This is a genomic window from Pseudomonas sp. RT4P38, from assembly GCF_054897765.1.
Genome location: NZ_CM142703.1, coordinates 1,781,011 through 1,799,231, shown reverse-complemented (window position 1 = coordinate 1,799,231; position 18,221 = coordinate 1,781,011). Strand labels below are relative to the sequence as shown.

The window sequence follows — 18,221 nt, the reverse complement described above, 5'->3', positions numbered from 1 at the left end:
ACCAGAGTCTCCTGAGTGACTGTGGTTGCCATGATCCAGCCTCACGCCGATACTTCATAACCAATAACCATCGATCAAGGCGATAGTTCATGGCGTCTCAAGAAGTGCTGCAAGCGTTTGTGCAAGCGGCGACTCAAGGTTCGTTTTCCGCCGCGGCACGCAAACTGGGCCGCAGTCAGTCGACCATCAGCGCTGCGGTGGCGAGCCTTGAAATCGATCTGAACCTGACCCTCTTCGACCGCAGCAGTCGCAAGCCGAGCCTGACCCCGGCCGGGCACGTGATGCTGCGACGGGCCGAGGAAATTCTGGCCGCCACCAGCCGACTGGAAATGACCGCCAGCCAACTGTCTCAAGGGGTCGAGCCGAAGCTGACCGTGGCGATTTCCGACACCTATCAGTCCGACCGATTCGAAGCGGCGCTCAGCGCTTTCGAGCAGCGTTATCCGGACCTGGAACTCGAATGCCTGATCGCCGAATGCGATGACCTGGTGGCTCTGGTGCAACGCGGTCGAGCGCATGTCGCCTTCGCCGAAAAACAAGACAGTTACCCGCCGGACCTGGTCAGTTCGACCGTGGAGGAACGGACGGAGATTGCCCTGTTCGTGTCTCGAAAGCATCCGTTGGCGGCGCTGAGCCACATCAATCAAGACGTGTTGCAACACCATCGGGAACTGCGTCTGGCGACGATCGTCAATCCTTATGAAAGCCGTGCAAAGGGGCGCGTCTGGTCGGCACCGAGTTATCTGATGCTGCTGGAAATGGCCCAGGGCGGATTCGGCTGGGCGCCGTTACCCCGGTGGCTGGTGGAACGGTTTGGTGCAGGGACGCTAGAGGAACTGGACGTGCGCGGCTGGCCGAAACCGGTGTTCGTCGATGCACTGTGGTCGCGGCTGCATCCGCCGGGGCCGGCGGGGAGTTGGTTGCTGAGCAAGATGCTGGAGTAGCGATGGCGATGGTAAGGGCCACCCCTCACCCCAGCCCTCTCCCCACGGGGGAGAGGGGGAAAGGGGCCGATCTCGGTGCTTTTCAAATTCTGAGTTCGGCTCAATTTCCCCGGTCGCAGAATATCTAAATATCGACTCGGTCAGTCCCCTCTACCCCCTGGGGAGAGGGTTAGGGTGAGGGGTCGATCTAACGCCTTGATCCGGGCCTCGATAAACCGTCGTTCCGGTACTTGCTGCGTCAACTCAAGCGCCCGCTCATAAGCCGCCCGCGCCTCCTCAACCCTTCCCAACTGCCGACAAAACTCCGCCCGCGCCGAGTGCGCCAAGTGATAATCCTGCAAATCACCCCGAGCCAGAATTCCTTCAACCAACGTCAGCCCCGCCAATGGCCCATCCCGTTTGGAAATCGCCGCCGCACGGTTCAATTCAATCACCGGCGAAGGCACCGCCCGTAACAGCACGTCATACAGACCCACAATCTCCAGCCAGTCCGTTTGCGCCGCCGTGGGCGCTTCGGCATGCACCGCCGCAATCGCCGCTTGCAGGCAATAAGGCCCAAAACGCCGGGTCGTCAGCGCCCGCTCCACCAGTGCGCAACCTTCAGCAATCATCTCGGCGTCCCACAACGTACGATCCTGCTCATCCAGCACAATCAACTCCCCGCTCGCTGACGTCCGCGCCGGGCGTCGGGACTCATGCAGCAGCATCAGCGCCAACAGCCCCATCACCTCGGATTCGGGCAGCAGTTCCATCAACAAACGACCGAGCCGAATCGCTTCGCGGGTCAAATCCTCACGGGTCAGTTCGGCGCCGACTGACGCGGAATAACCTTCGTTGAACACCAGGTAAATCACCCGCAGCACGCTGTCCAGGCGCTCGGGCAATTCCGCCAGGGTCGGCACCTGATAAGGAATTTTCGCGTCACGGATTTTGGCCTTGGCGCGCACGATGCGCTGAGCGATGGTCGCTGGCGCCGACAGAAAGGCCCGGGCGATTTCCTCCGTGGTCAGGTCGCAGACTTCCCTCAGCGTCAACGGCACCTGCGCGTCCGCCGCCAGTGCCGGATGGCAACAGGTGAAGATCAAGCGCAGGCGATCGTCTTCCACGTCTTCGTCACTCCAGTCGGCCTGCTCCAGCGCCTCCAGTTGAGCGATCAGCATCGGTTGCGACGCGATGAAGCGTGCGCGCCGACGCAACACATCGATGGCCTTGAAGCGCCCCGTGGACACAAGCCAGGTGCGCGGATTGTCCGGCACTCCATCACGCTGCCAGCGCTCGACCGCGATGAAAAACGCTTCGTGCAAGGCCTCTTCGGCGAGGTCGAAATCGCCGAGCAAACGGATCAGGGTCGCCAGAATCCGCCGCGAGTCTTCGCGGTAAACCTGCTCGACCTGCGCCCGTACCGACTCGCCAGACATCAGCCGGGCATGCCTTTGGTCAACTGGCGAACGGGACGCACCTCGACACACCCAACCCGGGCCGCCGGGATGTTGCCGGCGACCTGGATGGCTTCATTGAGGTCCTTGGCATCGATCAGGTAGAAGCCGGCCAACTGCTCCTTGGTTTCGGCGAACGGGCCGTCGGTGATCGACATTTTGCCGTTGCGCATGCGCACGGTGGTCGCGGTCTGCACCGACTCCAGCGCCTCGGCGGCGACCATTCGGCCGCTGCCCTGGATCGACTCGGCATAGGCCATGCACTCGGCGTCTTTCGGGCTGTCGGGCAGCGAGTGCAACACGTGCTCGTTGCTGTAGACCAGGCATAGATATTTCATGTGGTACTCCCTAATCGAACTGATCAACTATGGCTGCTGATTGAGGCTTTAGCGCTGTTTCCCGACGATCAGCCCGACAAATCAGTCCGACGCTCACGGTTCCAGGTTGAACAACGCGGTGCCGCTCATCATGTCGAACGGGGCCGACCAGTGTTCGTGGACGATGCGCCATTGCCCATCGTCGCGCCGATAGCAGGCGGTCACGCGCATCCAGCAGGCCTGGGTTTCGCCCTTATCGTTAGTGCCGCCGCAATGGGCCAGCCAATGGGCGAAGGCGATGTGCTCGTCCGCCACGATGTTCATTTGGTCGAAGTCAAACTTGTGCGCGCCCTGGCACATTTCCAAGCATTCCTGCCAATGCGCGCGGTAGGCCGCTTTGCCCCGAAATTGCAGGGCCTTGACCGCGTCGTAGGAGACGATGTCGTCGGCATACAGGGGCATGAGTTTCTCGACATCCTTGGCGATGACCGCCTGACGATAGGTGTCGATCAGGGTCTGGATCTCGTGTGTAGCGTTCATGGTGGTTCTCCGTGGTTTTTGTAGTGAAGACACCCTTAGTCGTCTGGCGAAAAGCCAAATCGACAGCCGAAATAAAAATAATCCAGGAACGCAAACTCGTTAGAATCCGAAACACATTTATGTTGGAAAAAGGACACTCCAGTGACAGCCCGACTCGTGCCTTACGAAAGCCTGAACGCGCGCCAGCGCCATCAGGTCGAGGCCATTGAAGTTCACAAAGAACAAATCAAATTCTCCGGCGACATCCACGGTGCGTTGCACACCTTGCTGTCCAAACCCGGCCCCGGCGTCAAAGGATTTGCCCTGCTGGCCGAGGAGGTTCCCGTGGCCTTTCTGCTGCTCAAGCGTCCGCCCGTGTTGCCGGCGTGGGCCAATGAACACAGCGCCACCCTGCATGCGCTGCAAGTCGATCATCGGGCCCAGGGCAAAGGCTATGGCAAGGCCTGCCTGCAAGCCCTGCCCGAGGTTGCGCGTCAGGCGTTTCCGGAGATCAAAGCGCTGGAATTGTCGGTGGATGCGGACAATGAGGCCGCCATTGCGCTCTACGCAAAATTCGGCTGGGTCGACAGCGGCGAGGCCTATAAGGGACGGATCGGTTACGAACGGCGGATGGGGCTGATGTTCAAAGAGCTCGATAGTCTCTGCTGACCGACGATCAACAAAAAACCAATGTGGGAGCGAGCTTGCTCCCACAAGGGGTCTTCACTGGGTTTACAACTCGAGCACCATCTCATGCCAAGCCATCCCGCCATGATCGGAGGCTGAAGGCTTGACGTAGACAAACCCGAACCCGGCATAGAGCGGAATGTGCCGCTCCTTGCACATCAGGTTGATGCTGGTCTTGCCCAACGCGCGCATCCGCTCGATGAATTCGCCCATCAAGCGTTTCGCCAAACCTTGACCCTGATAATCCGGGTGCACCACCACCGACATGATCACCACGTGCGGACCGGCCGGGTCGTGACCGATCAGTTCCTTGAACGCCTCGTCTGACATTTCAACCTGATAAGCCGCACCGGAATTGATGAAGCCGGCTACAACGCCGTCGACTTCAGCCACGATGAAACCTTCGGGCCAGGTGGCGATGCGGGTGGCGATTTTCTCGCGGGTGGCGGCTTCGTCGCCTTCGTAGGCAACGGTTTCGATGGCGTAGCAGCGGTCCAGATCAGCAGGTGTGACGTGGCGGATGACGGTGTTCATGGCAGCTCGAAATCAGCGAGGGAAAGGCTGAGGATCATAAATCAGCGCCACCACGACATCGAGAGGCGAATCGTCGATCCGCCTCTCGATGCAGTTATTGCGGCTTGAGTGGCAGCCAGATCTCCAGCACGCCGGTGTTGAGCTTCGGGTTGAAGTCTTCACTGTAGCGTTCGAATTCCGGGGCGTCTGCCGCTTGACGACCGGACTGCGGCAGCCAGGTTTTCCAGATGTACTGAAAGGTCGCAGGCAACTGTTCCAGTGTGCCTTTGTGCTCGAACACCGCATAGTGCTGAGGCTGGACCTCGACCCAACGGTATTTCTCCGGCAGGTCGTCGAGTTTTTCGATCTCGACGCCGGCAATGTATTCGAAGCCGCCCTTGCCATCCGGATTGCAGCAGATGCCGTAGGTCACTTCGCTTTTTTGACCGGGAATTTTGCCCATCTCGGGGATGAATTTCTCCCAGAGCTCGGGAATTGCACTGGTCGTATCCGCGGTAAATCTTCCGCCAAGCCCGGCAATGAGCAGGAAATGCCCATGTTCGAAGCGCGGCTTGGCCGATTCGACGCCTGTTTGCTCATCCATGACTCAACTCCTGGAACAAAAAAGTGGGTTCGGCTGGGAGTATAGAACTCAAACCCGATTCGCCCAGTTACAGCGCGTGCAATTGCTCGACGGCACCTGTGCCAACGAACTCGTTATAACCCGATAGGATCACGTAGACCGCGAAATAGCAGAAGATCGCCGCCGATGCCATGTAGGAGTAACGCAGCAGTTTGTCACCCAACAACTTGCCGCCGTGACTTGCTGCGAAGCACAAGGCGACGCACCAGAGCACGCCGGCGCAAAGAAACCCGCCGAGAAACAACGCCGAACTGAGTGCATCACCGCCGCCAGAACGCGCGATCAGAGTCCCGCCCACCGCTGCGAACCAGAGAATGGCGCTGGGTGACGACATGGCGAGGAAGATCCCGCGGAAAAACTCGCGCCGATGGGAGTTCTGACCCACCTCTTCGGCCTGCGCCAGTACCGCCTCATGGTGAATCGCCGAATAGATCATCTTCGCTGCGAAGTACAGCAACAGCGCCGAGCCACCGATCCACAACACCCAGCGCACGGTTTCGTACTGCAACAAAACAGTCATCCCGGCCAAGGCCAGCACGGCGTAGATCAGGTCGCCGACACACGTCCCCAAACCCAGCGCAAAGCCTTGAAAATAGCCGCGTTGCATCGCCAACGTGATCATCGCGACATTGGCCACGCCGATGTCCAGGCACAGCGAAAGGCTCAGCAAGAAGCCACTGGTAAATTCCATCAACCGATTTCCTTAGGACAAATTTGTGTACATAGTCGCTGGACAGTTTGCCACATCAGCCCTTACATTCCGCCACAGGTCACCGCAGTGACCAGCGTCGCTCGGACGGTTCCGGGCGCTCACGTTATCCGAGGCAACAATGGCTAACCCAGGTTCGCCGCGCCGCTTTGCGCGCATAGATCGACTCCCCCCTTACGTATTCAACATCACTGCCGAGCTGAAGATGGCCGCCCGTCGTCGTGGCGAAGACATCATCGACTTCAGCATGGGCAATCCTGACGGCCCGACACCGCCGCACATTGTCGAAAAACTCGTCACCGTCGCCCAGCGCGAGGACACTCACGGCTACTCGACGTCCAAGGGCATTCCGCGTCTGCGCCGGGCGATTTCCAATTGGTACAAGGATCGCTACGAGGTCGACATCGACCCGGAAAGCGAAGCCATCGTGACCATCGGTTCCAAGGAAGGCCTGGCGCATTTGATGCTGGCCACCCTCGACCAGGGCGACACCGTGCTGGTGCCGAACCCGAGCTACCCGATTCACATCTACGGCGCGGTGATTGCCGGCGCCCAGGTGCGTTCGGTGCCATTGATTCCGGGCGTGGACTTCTTCGCCGAACTGGAAAGCGCAATTCGCGGCTCGATTCCGAAACCGAAAATGATGATCCTCGGCTTCCCGTCGAATCCCACTGCTCAATGCGTGGAGCTGGATTTCTTCGAGCGGGTGATCGCCCTCGCCAAGCAGTACGACGTTTTGGTAGTTCACGACCTGGCTTACGCCGACATCGTCTACGACGGCTGGAAAGCACCGTCGATCATGCAAGTGCCGGGCGCCAAGGACATTGCGGTGGAGTTTTTTACCCTGTCCAAGAGCTACAACATGGCGGGCTGGCGCATCGGTTTCATGGTCGGTAATGCCGAACTGGTCAACGCTCTGGCCCGAATCAAGAGCTACCACGACTACGGCACGTTCACCCCGCTGCAAGTCGCGGCCATTGCTGCGCTGGAAGGCGATCAACAGTGCGTCAAGGACATCGCCGAGCAGTATCGGCAGCGTCGCAACGTGCTGGTCAAAGGCCTGCATGAACTGGGCTGGATGGTCGAGAATCCGAAAGCGTCGATGTATGTCTGGGCCAAGATTCCCGAGGTTTATGCGCACTTGGGCTCCCTGGAGTTCGCCAAGAAACTGCTGGCCGAGGCCAAGGTTTGCGTCTCGCCGGGCGTAGGGTTTGGGGAGTATGGGGATGATCACGTGCGCTTCGCGCTGATCGAAAACCAGGACCGGATTCGTCAGGCCGTACGCGGGATTCGCGGGATGTTTCGGGCGGATGGGTTAGTACCGAAAACTAACGGTTAACACATAACACTGTGGGAGCGAGCTTGCTCGCGATGAGGACCTGACATTCAGCGAAGATGTTGAATGTTAGTCCGCCATCGCGAGCAAGTTCGCTCCCACATTTGTTTTGCGGCGTGACTTAGACGAACAGCGACAACAACAGGATAAAGCCCAGCGCAACGATGGACAGGATGGTTTCCATCGCGGTCCAGGTCTTGAAGGTTTCCGCCACGGTCATGTTGAAGTACTGCTTCACCAGCCAGAAACCTGCGTCGTTGACGTGAGACAGGATCAACGAACCGGCACCGGTCGCCAGTACCAGCAACTCACGGTTCACACCCGGAATCATCCCCACCACCGGCACCACAATGCCGGCGCCGGTAATGGTCGCCACGGTCGCCGAACCGGTCGCGATACGGATCACCGCCGCCACCAGCCACGCCAGAAGGATTGGCGAGATCTGCGCTTCCACCGCCATGTTGCCGATGACATTACCAACGCCGCTGGTCACCAGCATCTGCTTGAAGCCACCACCGGCACCGATGATCAGGATGATTGCGGCGGTTGGCGCAAGGCTGGCATCCAGCCATTTGAGCATCTGGTTGGAGCCAATGCCCTGCTTGTAACCGAAGGTGTACAGCGACAGCAGCAACGCCAGCAGCAGTGCCGAGATCGGATGACCGATCAGGTCCATGAAAGTGCGGAAGAAGTTGCCGTCCGGCAGCGCCACATCGGCAAAGGTCTTGAGCAGCATCAGGAACACCGGCGACAGCACGGTGATCAAGGTGATGGAGAAGCTCGGGAGATCGGCAGAATCGTTATCACGCGCCAGTTGATCGACCAGTTCCTGGTTAGGATGACCCGGAATGTATTTGGCAATGAAGGTGCCGTAGATCGGGCCGGCGATGATGGCCGTCGGCAGTGCAACGATCAGGCCGTACAGAATGGTTTTACCGATGTCGGCACCGAACACGCCGATGGCGAGCAGCGGGCCCGGGTGCGGCGGAACAAGGCCATGCACGGCGGACAGACCGGCCAGCAGCGGGATACCGATCTTGATGATCGACACGCCGGTACGCCGGGCCACGATGAACACCAGCGGGATCAGCAGCACGAAGCCGATTTCGAAGAACAACGGAATGCCGACCAGGAAGGCCGCGAACATCATCGCCCACTGCACCTTGTCCTTGCCGAACGCGCGAATCAGGGTCTGGGCAATCTGATCCGCCCCACCCGACTCGGCCATCATTTTGCCGAGCATGGTGCCCAGCGCCAGGATGATCCCGACGAAACCGAGCACCCCACCGAAGCCGTCCTGGAACGCCTTGATGATGGTGCCGATCGGCATGCCGGAAGTCAGCCCGAGAAAGGCTGCGGCGATGATCAGGGCAATGAACGGGTGAAACTTGAACTTGGTGATCAAGACGATAAGTCCAATCACCGTGACCACTGCGTCTAGCAGCAGGAACGTCTCGTGGGACATGCCAAACATTAGGGGTGTCTCCTGGTTGTTGTTGTTATTGAAGCGAGTAATTCGCAAGCCATCAGGACAGCGCTATCTCTTCGAGAAAAACTCATACGGCGAGTTTCAGGCCATGCGCCTGCCACCAGACATGAGCTTGCTTCGCCAATTGCTCGACGCTGTGGTTCGAAGCGTCCAGAGCCAGGGTCAGGGGCTCGCCAACGGGCGACTCAAGTGTGGCGAACTGGCTTTCGATCAACGTCGACGGCATAAAATGGCCGGGCCGATGAGACACACGATCGGCGGCGACTTCAGGGGTCAGCTCAAGGAACACGAAGCCCAGGCCCGGCAAGGCGCTGCGCAGACGTTCGCGGTAAATGTGTTTGAGGGCCGAGCAGGTCAGCACCGGGCGTTCGCCCTTGGCGTCAATGCGGCGCAGTTCATCGCACAGGCTGTCGAGCCAGCCGGCACGGTCTTCGTCGTTCAGGGGGATACCCGCGCTCATCTTTTCGATATTGGCGGCAGGGTGGAAAGTGTCGCCTTCAATGGCGGTCGCGCCGCTGAGTTGGCACAAGGCCTCGCTGACGCAAGTCTTGCCGCAACCGGCAACACCCATGATGACCAGGGCGGTGATGGGATGATTCATGTAACACCTCAGCGCGCAGACAGCGCTACCTTTGCCAGTTATGACACTAGAAAAAGCAGAAGTTGCCGACGCCTTCTTGTCATTTTTGTGGGTTGCAGCATGTTCGTTCCCAACGCCAAAAAACGGGGATCAGGCAAACCCCGCTCACGCATTTGCAGCTGCGTCGAGACAGCGCTACCTTAGTGCCTCGAATTTTGTTTGGCAAGCCGTCCGATGATCTCCTCTAAAAACGATAAAAATACGCGCACCACTGGCCGCCCCACTTTGAACGAAGTCGCACGCCTGGCCGGTGTCAGCCCGATCACCGCCTCTCGCGCCCTGCGCGGGGTCAGTACGGTGGCCACCGAACTGGTGGAAAAAGTCCAGAAAGCCGCCCTCGACCTCAACTACGTGGTCAACCCTGCCGCCCGCGCGTTAGCCTCGGCCCAGAGCCATTCGGTGGTGGTTTTGGTGCCGTCACTGTCCAACTTATTGTTCATCGACACACTGGAAGCCATTCATCAGGTTTTACGCCCCAAAGGCTTCGAAGTGCTGATCGGGAACTTCCATTACTCACGTGATGAAGAAGAAAACCTGCTGCGCAATTACATGGCGTATCAGCCTCGCGGATTGCTGCTGACCGGTTTCGACCGCACCGAAAGTTCGCGACGGATGATCGAGGCCAGCAACATTCCGTGCGTGTACATGATGGAACTGGACAGTGCCGCCGGTCTGAATTGCGTGGGTTTCTCGCAACTCGCTGCCGGCGAGACAGCGGCCGGGCATTTGCTGTCACGCGGTCGTAAGCGTCTGGCCTACATCGGCGCGCAACTCGATCAACGCACATTGCTGCGCGGCGAAGGTTTCCGCAAAGCCCTGCAAAAGGCCGGTTTGTATGACCCGGCTCTGGAAGTACTGACGCCTCGTGCCTCCTCAGTCGGTCTCGGTGGCGAACTGTTCCTGCAGCTGCTCGCCAGTCATCCCGATGTCGATGCCATCTTCTTCGGCAACGACGACCTGGCCCAGGGCGCACTGCTCGAAGCCATGCGCTGCGGGATCAAAATCCCCGAACAAGTGGCGATCCTCGGCTTCAACGACCTGCCGGCCTCGGCCCACATGGTTCCGCGCCTGAGCAGCATCAGCACCCCGCGCGAGGCGATTGGCCGGCGCGCAGCGGAGCAGATGCTGACCTTGATGGCCGGCAACACGGTGGCGAAACCGGTGCAGGACATGGGGTTTGAGTTGAAGGTGCGCGAGAGTACCTGATGCAACACTGATCGTTCCCATTCTTGCCGTCAGTCCTTGCGGGGCACACTATTGAATATCCGTAGCAACCCGCTGAAGGAGTCGCTCAATGGAACATTCACTGAAGATTTTGGGTAAAGCCTCGTCCATCAACGTCAGAAAAGTCTTGTGGACGTGTGAGGAACTGGGTGTTGCCTACGAACGTGAGGACTGGGGCGGCGGTTATGCGTCGACCCACACGCCGGAGTTTCTCAGGCTCAATCCCAATGCTCAGGTGCCGGTGATCATCGACGATGCGGGCGTGCTGTGGGAGTCCAACACCATCTGCCGCTATCTGGCCGGCAAACACCACAACACCGATCTGTTACCGCACGAACCGGCGGCACGCGCTCGGGTGGAGCAGTGGATGGATTGGCAAGCCACCGAACTCAATGCCTCCTGGAGCTACGCATTCACAGCATTGGTACGCAAAGATCCGGAATTTCAGGACCTGCATCACATTGCCACCGGCGTACGCGGCTGGAACCAGAAAATGGGCATCCTCGAGCATCAGCTCGCGGCGACCAAAGCGTATGTCGCCGGGCCACACTTCACGCTGGCAGATATCGTCATCGGGCTGTCGGTCAACCGCTGGTTGATGACACCGATGGAGCGACCCGACTACCCCGCCATCGACGAGTATTTTCAACGATTGGCACAACGCCCGGGATTCCTCAAACACGTCTGCAATGGCCTGGCTTGAGCGGCTCCCGCACTACCCGAACAACATCCGCGACAGCATTCTGCAAGAGATGGGGCTGACGGAAGAAGAAGTAAAAGCCATGCCGCCGGAAAAACAACAGGCGATCACTAAAGAGATTGCCGAGCGCATGCAAGACAAGATCAAACTGGCGCAAGCCGAGAAAGAAAACAGCAGCGAAAACGGCAGCAGCCAGGTGGTCGACAAGTTTCTCGCTTCGCTTTAAAAGTGCGGAAATCAATAAAAAAGGGTCCCCTCGAGGGACCCTTTTCAATGTGCCGCGATCAACTTATCTGCAAGGTCGAGTTGAACTGACTGATCGCATCCACCACATGCCGAGACCCTTGTTGAATCTCCAGAATCACCGCTCCTGCCTCATTCGCCAGTTCTACCCCAAGCCCGGTTCGACTCAAACTGGACTGCATGCTCGAGACCGCACTCAATGACAAATCATGGTTCTTGCGCACCACTTCAACGATTTCCAGCGTTGCCTGGCTTGTTCGTGCCGCAAGGCTGCGAACTTCATCGGCGACTACCGCGAACCCGCGCCCGTGTTCCCCGGCCCGGGCCGCTTCGATCGCGGCGTTGAGTGCCAACAGGTTGGTCTGATCGGCAATGCCGCGAATGGTCTGAACGATAGTGCCGATGATGTCGGACTGTTTGCTGACGGCATCAATGCTCAGCGCCGCTTCGTTCAAGTTTTTGGAAATGTCCTGGATGATCTGCACCGTTTGCTGCACCACCTGAGAACCTTTCTGCGCACAAGCGTCGTTTTGAACCGAGGTGCTGTGGGCTGACTCCGCAGCGGTTTGCAGGGTGGTCACCTGATCGGTGATGTCGCTGGCGAACTTGACCACTTTGTACAATCGACCCTTGGTGTCGAACAGCGGGTTGTAGGAGGCCTCCAGGAAAACCGTATGACCCTGTTTATCTTTGCGCTCGAAACGGTGCGAGTGATATTCGCCGCGATTGAGTGAAGCCCAGAATGCTTTGTAGGCCTGCGATTCGGCCTCAGCACGATGGCAAAACAGACTGTGGTGCTGGCCAACCACTTCGTTGAGCGAGTAATGCATCGTCTTCAAGAAGTTTTCGTTGGCCGAGATGACTTTGCCATCCGGGGTGAATTCGATCACGGCCATGGAACGACCGATCGCCGCGAGCATGCTCTCGCTTTCGTGTTCCTTGTAGGCCCTGGCTGAAATATCAGTGGCGACTTTGATCACACTCCGGACCTGACGATCAGCGCCGAACACTGGCATATAGCTGGCTTCGAGCCACATCTCCTTGCCGCTCTTGTTCAAGCGCAAGAAGGTCCCGCTCACCGGTTCGCCACGGGCAAGGTCACGCCACAACTTGGCATAGGCATCGCTTCGATAAAACGCTTCTTCGCAGAATATCCGGTGATGTTTTCCGCGCACTTCTTCGGCGCTGTATCCCATGACACTGCAAAAGTTGTCGTTGGCATCGAGCACGATACCTTCGGGGGTGAACTCGATCATCGCCATCGAGCGGCTGACCGCGGCCAACTTCGCGTTAGCCTCGGTCAGCGCGCAACTGAATCGTTCGATTTCCAGCAGGTCAGTCTTGTGACGTCGATTAAACATGGTCGTATCACCTTCAGCGCGGTCTTTTGTTTGATGAAAGTTCTTTGGTCTTTCAACGGCTCCACCACTACGTTCCAAGGAACAGGCACACGCATCCCTCCACTGGAAGGACTGGGTCAGGTGATCAATGATGTTTAATTGGAGAGTCCATGCAGCGACGCTCTTATCAAGACATCCTTCTCTTGATAGCCTGGGATCGAGCCAGCCCTAACGTTCTGATAAATCGCTCCATTGACCGGACAGCTCCTTGTTGTTCAGTGTCGGCGCCTTGGGTTGCACACGCTTTTAACGTGTATGACGGCCTTCACATCGTGGTCGATATAGTTAGTCACGAGTCAGCATAGACAGGCGAGGCAGGTAAGCAAGGCCACTAGTCGGCCAGTATCGAGGACAAAATCGGTTCAGCGTCGGTTTGAGTCATTTCTCGGCAAGCAGACTCATCAGCGCCTGCACTGCCGCCGAGGGTGGCTTGTTCGCAGGGACCACCAAGGCAAATTCGCGATCGATACGCGGTTTGACCGGCACCACGCGCAGCCCTTGGCGGTGGCTCGGCAGCGTCATCTCCGGCACCAGCGTCACACCGATGTTTTCCCGCACCAGGGTGAACGCACTGCTCCACTCGCGGACCTCGACCCGAACATCGCGCAACTGCAGCCCGGCATCGGTTGCCAGGCTGCGAGCGTTGGTCGAACAACCGCCCGTGGCCAGTACAAAAGGTTGCTCCGCCAACTCTGCCAGGGAGACCCCTTCTTCATTCGAACGGCGAGCCAGGGCGTGGCCGCCGGGCACCACCGCCATCCAGGTATCACTGCCCAGGCGACCGGCATTGCGCTCAGGCGCTGGGTTCAACACCACGCCGACATCCACCAGCCCGGTGCCGAGCAGTGTTTCCACTTCATCGTCGCTGACTTCCAGCGCGACCACCTGAATGCCGGGATAAAGCCGATTGAACTGACGCAGCAGCGGCGGCAGGAAAGTCGCCAGCACCATGGGGAAACTGGCCAGGCGAATCGTCCCGCGCTGAATGTCTTTGGTGGCATCAACGCTGCTGCGGATGTTTTCCAGGGCTCCGAGCATGGTTCTCGCGTGTTCGATGACAGACAAGCCGATTGCCGTCGGCAAGGTCTGGCGGCTCTCCCGACTGAACAACTGAACGCCCAGGGTTTCTTCGATCAATGCCAAGGCCTGGCTGGCACCGGACTGGGTCATGCCGACCCGCTCGGCAGCCCGGGTAATGTTGCCCGTGTCAGCCACTGCCACCACCATTCGCCAGTGCATCAGATTCATCATGGCAGTAGCTTTCCTTATGGCCGTTTTCTGAAAGATTAATTTTACCGAGGGTGCAGCGCACTATGACACTGGCGCAAACCCCCAACCAGAGCCCTGCCGATGAAGTTGTATTACGCCCCACACGCCTGCTCGCTCGCGCCGCATATCGTGCTGCGCGAGTTGGACCTGCCGTTCGAATTGATCCGCGTCGACAACACCACCAAGAGAACCGCAAGTGGTGAGGACTTCCTCGCCATCAACCCAAAGGGTTACGTCGCGGCATTGCAACTGGACAATGGCCAAGTGCTGACCGAAGGCCCGGCGATCCTGCAATACCTGGCAGACCTGCGACCCGAAGCAAACCTGGCGGCAGCGAACGGGATGTTCGAGCGGGTACGGTTGCAGGAGTGGCTGAATTTCATCTCGACCGAGATTCATGGCGGGCTGGGTTGGCTGTTCAGTACGCAGTTTCCGAATGAGGTGAAAGCGCTCATCAAAGCGAAACTGTTCAAGCGATTTGTTGTGTTGAGCCAGACGCTGGAGCGCCAGGAATATTTGATGGCTGACGGGTTCAGCATTGCCGATGCGTATTTGTTTACGGTGTTGCGTTGGGTGCCGTTGTTTTCGATTGAGTTGAATCAGTGGCCGGTGTTGGCGCGGTTTCAGGCGCGGGTTGATCAGCGGCCTGCGGTGAAAACTGCGTTGGCCGCTGAGTTGGAGTAAGGCCTGCGTGAAGGCTATCTTCCTGGCGCCACTGAGTTACAAACTCGCACTCGCTTTGGTAGCCACTTCACCCGGCACCCAACCCTTCCACACCTGGGGCTGATCACGCAAAAACGCTTCGGCCACTCGGTGCGAGCGGTCAGGCGCTGGCGCAGGATTTCGATTTCTTTTCGGTGGGCAGCATCGAAGTAATGGGGCATGGCGTTGCTCAGATCGGGGACCAGTCCCCTTCTGTGCAATGGCGCAGGGTTTTCTTGCAGATTATTTGGTTATTTCGTTAGAAGCAGCGGGAGCCCGAGGGTCGGGCTCCCTTGTCACGGGATCAATGACCGAACACATCCACCTTCTTGGCCTTCTTGTCGGCGCGCTTTTCATCGGCGGTTTTTGCCGGTTTCTTTTTTGCTGCTTTTTTTGAATCCATGCCTTTGGCCATGATACGTACTCCACTCATACGGGATGTGAGATCAGGTATACACCTATCGCTGCGCGCGCGTTCTTTTATAATCGCCCGCTTTGCGCACCGACAGTCGAAGACCATGCCCAACACCCAATACACCTTGCTCGCCGAGCCTTTATGGCCCTTGATGAACAAGTTTTATCGCGCTCACCAATCGTCGATGAAAGCGGTCCGCGACGCTCAACTCTGGGTGGCCAGGCGCAACGAGATCATTGGTGCGCTGTGTTTGCGACCGGTGGCGGACGGGCATTGGCTAACGGGTTTGTTTGTCGATCCAGCCTGCCGTGAACAGGGAATCGCTGCGGCGTTGATCGCCGAGGCGCTCAAGGATCTTGAAGGCCCGGTGTGGCTGTTTTGTCATCCGGACCTGCGCGGGTTTTATGAACGTCGTGGTTTTACCTTCGACCCGCCACTGCCCTACTCCATGGCCGAACGCTTGAGCCGTTACGCACGCAGCAAGCCGATGATCGCCATGGGTATGGAACCGTCTGGATGATTCACGGAGTGTGTCAGTCGTCTGCAGCAGGATCGAGATCCGGAAACATCACGTCGGTAAACCCGAACTTGCTAAAGTCACTGATGCGCGACGGGTATAACCGGCCGATCAGGTGATCGCATTCATGCTGCACAACCCGCGCATGAAACCCTGAGGCAATGCGCATGACTGGCTGCCCCTTGGGATCAAAACCTTCGTAACGAATGTGCTGATAGCGATCCACCGCGCCGCGCAGGCCCGGCACCGACAGGCAACCTTCGAAACCCTCTTCCAGCGTCGGGCTCAACGGCGTAATCAACGGATTGATCAGAATCGTCTGCGGCACGGCCTCGGCATCCGGATAGCGCTCGCTGTGCTCGAAACCGAAGATCACCAGTTGCAGATCGACGCCGATCTGCGGTGCAGCCAGACCCACGCCACCGACGCTTTCCATGGTCTGGAACATGTCGTCGATCAGTTGCCACAGCTCGGGGCTGTCAAACATTTCGGCGGGCACCGGCGGGGCAATGCGCAGTAGGCGCTCGTCGCCCATTTTCAGAATTTCACGGATCATTTGATGACTTCGTCAGTGGTCGGTTTGATCGAGTGATCCCGACCCAGTCCCGACACGTGGTGTTTGGGTTCGTGGTCGTTCTCGCCGGGGGTCTTTTCGCCAGGGTCCTTGCCTTCAGTCGACATATGTTCGATCACGGCATTCATCTCGGCGCCCAGCAACAGCACCGCGGCGGAAATGTAGAAGTACAGCAACAGCACGATGATCGCACCGATACTGCCATACATAGCGTTGTAATTAGCGAATTCCTTGACGTACAGACCGAAGCCCAGTGACGCGATGATCCACACCACCACCGCCAGCACCGAACCCGGCGTGATGAAACGAAACTCTTGTTTGACGTCGGGCATGACGTAATAAATCAGCGCCACCGCCATCATCAACAGAATCACGACCACCGGCCAGCGCACGATGGTCCAGAGCGTCACGATGAAGTCTTCGAGGCCGACTTGCGAAGCGATCCAGCCCATCACCTGCGGCCCGAGCACCATCAGCGCAGCGGCGATCAGCAGCATGCCGGCGATGCCGATGGTGTAGAAAATCGACAGCGGGAAACGCTTCCACGCCGGGCGGCCTTCGACTACGTCGTAGGCGGCGTTCATCGCGCTCATCATCAGGCGCACACCGGCGGACGCGGTCCACAGGGCAATCACGATACCGACCGACAGCAAGCCACCCTTGGATTGCTGGAGCTGGTCAATGACCGGGTTGACCTGTTCCAGCGCCTGGGGTGGCAACACCAGTTCTGACTGCAGGCGCAGCCAGGAGAAGAAGTCCGGCAGGTGCAGGAAACCGATCAGGGCGATGAGGAACAGAATGAAGGGAAATAGCGAGAACAGCATCTGATAGGCCAGCGCCGAGGCATAGGTCGACATCTCGTCGTCGACGAACTCAGTGACCGTGCGCACCATGACACGGTGCAGGCGCAAACCTTTCATGTGAGGAAAAAACATTAGCGTCTCCTTTCGCCGCAAAATTTGGTCAAAGTCGTGGCGACTCAGGGGCCGTTTTTTACATCAAATTAGCCTACTTGGCGATTTTGATCTTGCTCAAGCTCAGACTGACACAAAAACGGCCATCCGCGGATGGCCGTTTCTGACACGCTTTAAAGGCCGGATCACGCCTTGTCGATGCCTTTCTTGATCGCATCCTTGGCTTTGCCGACCGCTTGCTGGGTTTCGCCTTTCTTTTCCTGCACCACGCCCTCGGCGCGCATTTTGTCGTTACCGGTGGCCTTGCCGACGCCTTGCTTGACGTTGCCGGCGGCTTCGTTGGCCATGCCTTTTACTTTATCGCCAGTGCTGCTCATGGTGTTTCTCCTGTGAACAATTCAACGGGGAAAGTTGTTACACAAAGATTGACCGGAGGCGTTTGCGCGGAGTTTCATTTATTTTTCACCGCGACATTTCATCGTTCAGTGCAGGTTGGGCTTTATGTTTGTCGACCAACCCCCGAGAATGCGCAACGTATTCAGGCCATGGCGCTGAAGATCCAATCCCGTAGGAATGTTATGAAACTCGATAAAAAGCAGGCCATTGCCCGCAGAAACCAAGAACTTGGCGGTGCTGTGCTTGGCGTCAATAACTGCCATTTCACCGAATTGAACCGCAACCGCAACATCTGGTGGTTCGATATTCCGGTCGCGCGCCTAGCCATTGGTCAGTACGAGTGGGTTCACCTGTTGATGCATACGCCGGACACCGACGAACTGCTGCACCTGAAAGTGCCGACGGTGTTCCTTCGCGAGAAGCTTGAAGGCCTGGTGGTGCGCAACGAAGGCAAGCGCAAAGCCGCTCTGAGCCTGGAACTGAGCGCCGACAAGGACTCGTACCTCCAGGACATGCGCCCGGCGGGTACCAACGTAAACTTCGCGCAGTTCCGCCTCTAAAGAGATCGTTCCCACGCTCCGCGTGGTAACGCATCCCGGGACGCTCTGCGTCCCTGCAGCAGCGGACGCGGAGC

At 58.3% G+C, this 18,221-nt stretch carries 20 protein-coding genes and 4 pseudogenes; 9 read left to right on the top strand and 15 right to left on the bottom strand.

The window, feature by feature from the left end; genetic code table 11:
* Positions 1–89 precede the first annotated feature (89 nt).
* Entirely contained in the window at positions 90–944 is an 855-nt protein-coding gene (locus tag ACYZT7_RS08285) for a LysR family transcriptional regulator (protein ID WP_462040654.1), read from the top strand.
* 140 nt (positions 945–1,084) lie between these two features.
* On the opposite strand, the gene ACYZT7_RS08280 is transcribed toward ACYZT7_RS08285, so the two are convergent.
* The 3 genes from ACYZT7_RS08280 to ACYZT7_RS08270 form a co-directional block, all read right to left on the bottom strand.
* Positions 1,085–2,362, bottom strand: a complete 1,278-nt coding sequence (locus tag ACYZT7_RS08280) for an RNA polymerase sigma factor (RefSeq protein ID WP_462040653.1) — start codon at positions 2,360–2,362, stop codon at positions 1,085–1,087.
* Positions 2,362–2,718, bottom strand: a complete 357-nt coding sequence (locus tag ACYZT7_RS08275; RefSeq protein ID WP_462040652.1) for a YciI family protein — start codon at positions 2,716–2,718, stop codon at positions 2,362–2,364. Before ACYZT7_RS08275 ends, ACYZT7_RS08280 begins: the two co-directional genes overlap by 1 nt.
* A gap of 93 nt (positions 2,719–2,811) precedes the next feature.
* Positions 2,812–3,237 (bottom strand): YybH family protein, encoded by a 426-nt coding sequence (locus tag ACYZT7_RS08270; protein ID WP_462040651.1) that lies wholly within the window; start codon positions 3,235–3,237, stop codon positions 2,812–2,814.
* Positions 3,238–3,378: 141 nt separating this feature from the next.
* Here ACYZT7_RS08270 and ACYZT7_RS08265 point away from each other — a divergent pair, with 141 nt between their 5' ends.
* Complete coding sequence (locus ACYZT7_RS08265) at positions 3,379–3,885, top strand: GNAT family N-acetyltransferase (RefSeq protein ID WP_462040650.1); 507 nt, start codon at positions 3,379–3,381, stop codon at positions 3,883–3,885.
* Between the two features lie 63 nt (positions 3,886–3,948).
* Here ACYZT7_RS08265 and ACYZT7_RS08260 read toward each other — a convergent pair whose 3' ends face one another.
* The 3 genes from ACYZT7_RS08260 to ACYZT7_RS08250 all read right to left on the bottom strand — a co-directional run bounded on the left by ACYZT7_RS08260 (position 3,949) and on the right by ACYZT7_RS08250 (position 5,750).
* On the bottom strand, positions 3,949–4,437 hold the full coding sequence (locus tag ACYZT7_RS08260) for a GNAT family N-acetyltransferase (RefSeq protein ID WP_462040649.1): 489 nt from the start codon (positions 4,435–4,437) through the stop codon (positions 3,949–3,951).
* 94 nt (positions 4,438–4,531) lie between these two features.
* Positions 4,532–5,020, bottom strand: a complete 489-nt coding sequence (locus ACYZT7_RS08255; protein WP_462040648.1) for a GyrI-like domain-containing protein — start codon at positions 5,018–5,020, stop codon at positions 4,532–4,534.
* Positions 5,021–5,087: 67 nt separating this feature from the next.
* A complete protein-coding gene (locus tag ACYZT7_RS08250) occupies positions 5,088–5,750 on the bottom strand; it encodes a LysE family translocator (protein WP_462040647.1) in 663 nt (220 codons plus the stop codon).
* A gap of 139 nt (positions 5,751–5,889) precedes the next feature.
* Between ACYZT7_RS08250 and alaC the strand changes: the two genes are divergently transcribed.
* Positions 5,890–7,107, top strand: a complete 1,218-nt coding sequence (gene alaC, locus ACYZT7_RS08245) for an alanine transaminase (RefSeq protein WP_462040646.1) — start codon at positions 5,890–5,892, stop codon at positions 7,105–7,107.
* A 118-nt stretch (positions 7,108–7,225) separates the two neighbouring features.
* On the opposite strand, the gene ACYZT7_RS08240 is transcribed toward alaC, so the two are convergent.
* Together ACYZT7_RS08240 and ACYZT7_RS08235 are read right to left on the bottom strand one after the other, a co-directional pair.
* Positions 7,226–8,578 (bottom strand): GntP family permease, encoded by a 1,353-nt coding sequence (locus ACYZT7_RS08240; protein ID WP_462040645.1) that lies wholly within the window; start codon positions 8,576–8,578, stop codon positions 7,226–7,228.
* An 82-nt stretch (positions 8,579–8,660) separates the two neighbouring features.
* Positions 8,661–9,194 (bottom strand): gluconokinase, encoded by a 534-nt coding sequence (locus ACYZT7_RS08235; protein WP_462040644.1) that lies wholly within the window; start codon positions 9,192–9,194, stop codon positions 8,661–8,663.
* 213 nt (positions 9,195–9,407) lie between these two features.
* On the opposite strand from ACYZT7_RS08235, the gene gntR reads away from it, so the two are divergent.
* The 3 genes and pseudogenes from gntR to ACYZT7_RS08220 all read left to right on the top strand — a co-directional run.
* Positions 9,408–10,439, top strand: coding sequence for an HTH-type transcriptional regulator GntR (gene gntR / locus ACYZT7_RS08230; RefSeq protein WP_462040643.1), 1,032 nt, complete (start codon positions 9,408–9,410; stop codon positions 10,437–10,439).
* An 88-nt stretch (positions 10,440–10,527) separates the two neighbouring features.
* The gene (locus ACYZT7_RS08225) at positions 10,528–11,160 is read left to right on the top strand and encodes a glutathione S-transferase family protein (RefSeq protein ID WP_462040642.1); all 633 of its coding nucleotides are present in this window, start codon (positions 10,528–10,530) and stop codon (positions 11,158–11,160) included.
* 25 nt (positions 11,161–11,185) lie between these two features.
* Positions 11,186–11,383 (top strand): annotated as a pseudogene (locus ACYZT7_RS08220) (hypothetical protein); the annotation flags it as partial.
* Positions 11,384–11,441: 58 nt separating this feature from the next.
* Here ACYZT7_RS08220 and ACYZT7_RS08215 read toward each other — a convergent pair.
* From ACYZT7_RS08215 to ACYZT7_RS08205, 3 genes and pseudogenes are all read right to left on the bottom strand, one after another.
* Positions 11,442–11,873: pseudogene (locus ACYZT7_RS08215) on the bottom strand (methyl-accepting chemotaxis protein); the annotation flags it as partial.
* 111 nt (positions 11,874–11,984) lie between these two features.
* Positions 11,985–12,656: pseudogene (locus tag ACYZT7_RS08210) on the bottom strand (PAS domain-containing protein); the annotation flags it as partial.
* Positions 12,657–13,178: 522 nt separating this feature from the next.
* Complete coding sequence (locus ACYZT7_RS08205) at positions 13,179–14,051, bottom strand: LysR family transcriptional regulator (RefSeq protein WP_462040641.1); 873 nt, start codon at positions 14,049–14,051, stop codon at positions 13,179–13,181.
* A 99-nt stretch (positions 14,052–14,150) separates the two neighbouring features.
* On the opposite strand from ACYZT7_RS08205, the gene gstA reads away from it, so the two are divergent.
* Positions 14,151–14,753 carry a glutathione transferase GstA gene (gene gstA, locus ACYZT7_RS08200; RefSeq protein WP_462040640.1) on the top strand — a complete coding sequence of 201 codons (603 nt, stop codon included), beginning with the start codon at positions 14,151–14,153 and terminating at the stop codon, positions 14,751–14,753.
* A gap of 86 nt (positions 14,754–14,839) precedes the next feature.
* Here the strand turns inward: gstA and ACYZT7_RS08195 are convergent.
* A pseudogene (locus tag ACYZT7_RS08195) lies at positions 14,840–14,965 on the bottom strand (fatty acid desaturase); the annotation flags it as partial.
* 324 nt (positions 14,966–15,289) lie between these two features.
* On the opposite strand from ACYZT7_RS08195, the gene ACYZT7_RS08190 reads away from it, so the two are divergent.
* Positions 15,290–15,706 (top strand): GNAT family N-acetyltransferase, encoded by a 417-nt coding sequence (locus ACYZT7_RS08190; protein ID WP_462040639.1) that lies wholly within the window; start codon positions 15,290–15,292, stop codon positions 15,704–15,706.
* A gap of 13 nt (positions 15,707–15,719) precedes the next feature.
* Here ACYZT7_RS08190 and def read toward each other — a convergent pair whose 3' ends face one another.
* The 3 genes from def to ACYZT7_RS08175 form a co-directional block, all read right to left on the bottom strand.
* Positions 15,720–16,259: a peptide deformylase gene (gene def, locus ACYZT7_RS08185; RefSeq protein WP_462040638.1), complete on the bottom strand. Its 540-nt coding sequence runs from the start codon at positions 16,257–16,259 to the stop codon at positions 15,720–15,722.
* Positions 16,256–17,212: a YihY/virulence factor BrkB family protein gene (locus tag ACYZT7_RS08180; RefSeq protein WP_462040637.1), complete on the bottom strand. Its 957-nt coding sequence runs from the start codon at positions 17,210–17,212 to the stop codon at positions 16,256–16,258. Before ACYZT7_RS08180 ends, def begins: the two co-directional genes overlap by 4 nt.
* A gap of 164 nt (positions 17,213–17,376) precedes the next feature.
* Positions 17,377–17,568, bottom strand: a complete 192-nt coding sequence (locus tag ACYZT7_RS08175; protein ID WP_462040636.1) for a CsbD family protein — start codon at positions 17,566–17,568, stop codon at positions 17,377–17,379.
* Between the two features lie 201 nt (positions 17,569–17,769).
* Here ACYZT7_RS08175 and ACYZT7_RS08170 point away from each other — a divergent pair, with 201 nt between their 5' ends.
* Positions 17,770–18,147 carry a hypothetical protein gene (locus ACYZT7_RS08170; protein ID WP_033056806.1) on the top strand — a complete coding sequence of 126 codons (378 nt, stop codon included), beginning with the start codon at positions 17,770–17,772 and terminating at the stop codon, positions 18,145–18,147.
* Positions 18,148–18,221: the final 74 nt, after the last annotated feature.

Coding starts and splice junctions, on each gene's coding strand:
- ACYZT7_RS08255 (WP_462040648.1), bottom strand. CDS start 5,020: ATGGATGAGCAAACAGGCGTCGAATCGGCCAAGCCGCGCTTCGAACAT.
- def (WP_462040638.1), bottom strand. CDS start 16,259: ATGATCCGTGAAATTCTGAAAATGGGCGACGAGCGCCTACTGCGCATT.
- ACYZT7_RS08225 (WP_462040642.1), top strand. CDS start 10,528: ATGGAACATTCACTGAAGATTTTGGGTAAAGCCTCGTCCATCAACGTC.
- ACYZT7_RS08275 (WP_462040652.1), bottom strand. CDS start 2,718: ATGAAATATCTATGCCTGGTCTACAGCAACGAGCACGTGTTGCACTCG.
- ACYZT7_RS08250 (WP_462040647.1), bottom strand. CDS start 5,750: ATGGAATTTACCAGTGGCTTCTTGCTGAGCCTTTCGCTGTGCCTGGAC.
- ACYZT7_RS08270 (WP_462040651.1), bottom strand. CDS start 3,237: ATGAACGCTACACACGAGATCCAGACCCTGATCGACACCTATCGTCAG.
- ACYZT7_RS08170 (WP_033056806.1), top strand. CDS start 17,770: ATGAAACTCGATAAAAAGCAGGCCATTGCCCGCAGAAACCAAGAACTT.
- ACYZT7_RS08240 (WP_462040645.1), bottom strand. CDS start 8,578: ATGTTTGGCATGTCCCACGAGACGTTCCTGCTGCTAGACGCAGTGGTC.
- ACYZT7_RS08285 (WP_462040654.1), top strand. CDS start 90: ATGGCGTCTCAAGAAGTGCTGCAAGCGTTTGTGCAAGCGGCGACTCAA.
- gntR (WP_462040643.1), top strand. CDS start 9,408: ATGATCTCCTCTAAAAACGATAAAAATACGCGCACCACTGGCCGCCCC.
- ACYZT7_RS08180 (WP_462040637.1), bottom strand. CDS start 17,212: ATGTTTTTTCCTCACATGAAAGGTTTGCGCCTGCACCGTGTCATGGTG.
- ACYZT7_RS08190 (WP_462040639.1), top strand. CDS start 15,290: ATGCCCAACACCCAATACACCTTGCTCGCCGAGCCTTTATGGCCCTTG.
- ACYZT7_RS08280 (WP_462040653.1), bottom strand. CDS start 2,362: ATGTCTGGCGAGTCGGTACGGGCGCAGGTCGAGCAGGTTTACCGCGAA.
- ACYZT7_RS08175 (WP_462040636.1), bottom strand. CDS start 17,568: ATGAGCAGCACTGGCGATAAAGTAAAAGGCATGGCCAACGAAGCCGCC.
- alaC (WP_462040646.1), top strand. CDS start 5,890: ATGGCTAACCCAGGTTCGCCGCGCCGCTTTGCGCGCATAGATCGACTC.
- ACYZT7_RS08205 (WP_462040641.1), bottom strand. CDS start 14,051: ATGATGAATCTGATGCACTGGCGAATGGTGGTGGCAGTGGCTGACACG.
- ACYZT7_RS08260 (WP_462040649.1), bottom strand. CDS start 4,437: ATGAACACCGTCATCCGCCACGTCACACCTGCTGATCTGGACCGCTGC.
- gstA (WP_462040640.1), top strand. CDS start 14,151: ATGAAGTTGTATTACGCCCCACACGCCTGCTCGCTCGCGCCGCATATC.
- ACYZT7_RS08235 (WP_462040644.1), bottom strand. CDS start 9,194: ATGAATCATCCCATCACCGCCCTGGTCATCATGGGTGTTGCCGGTTGC.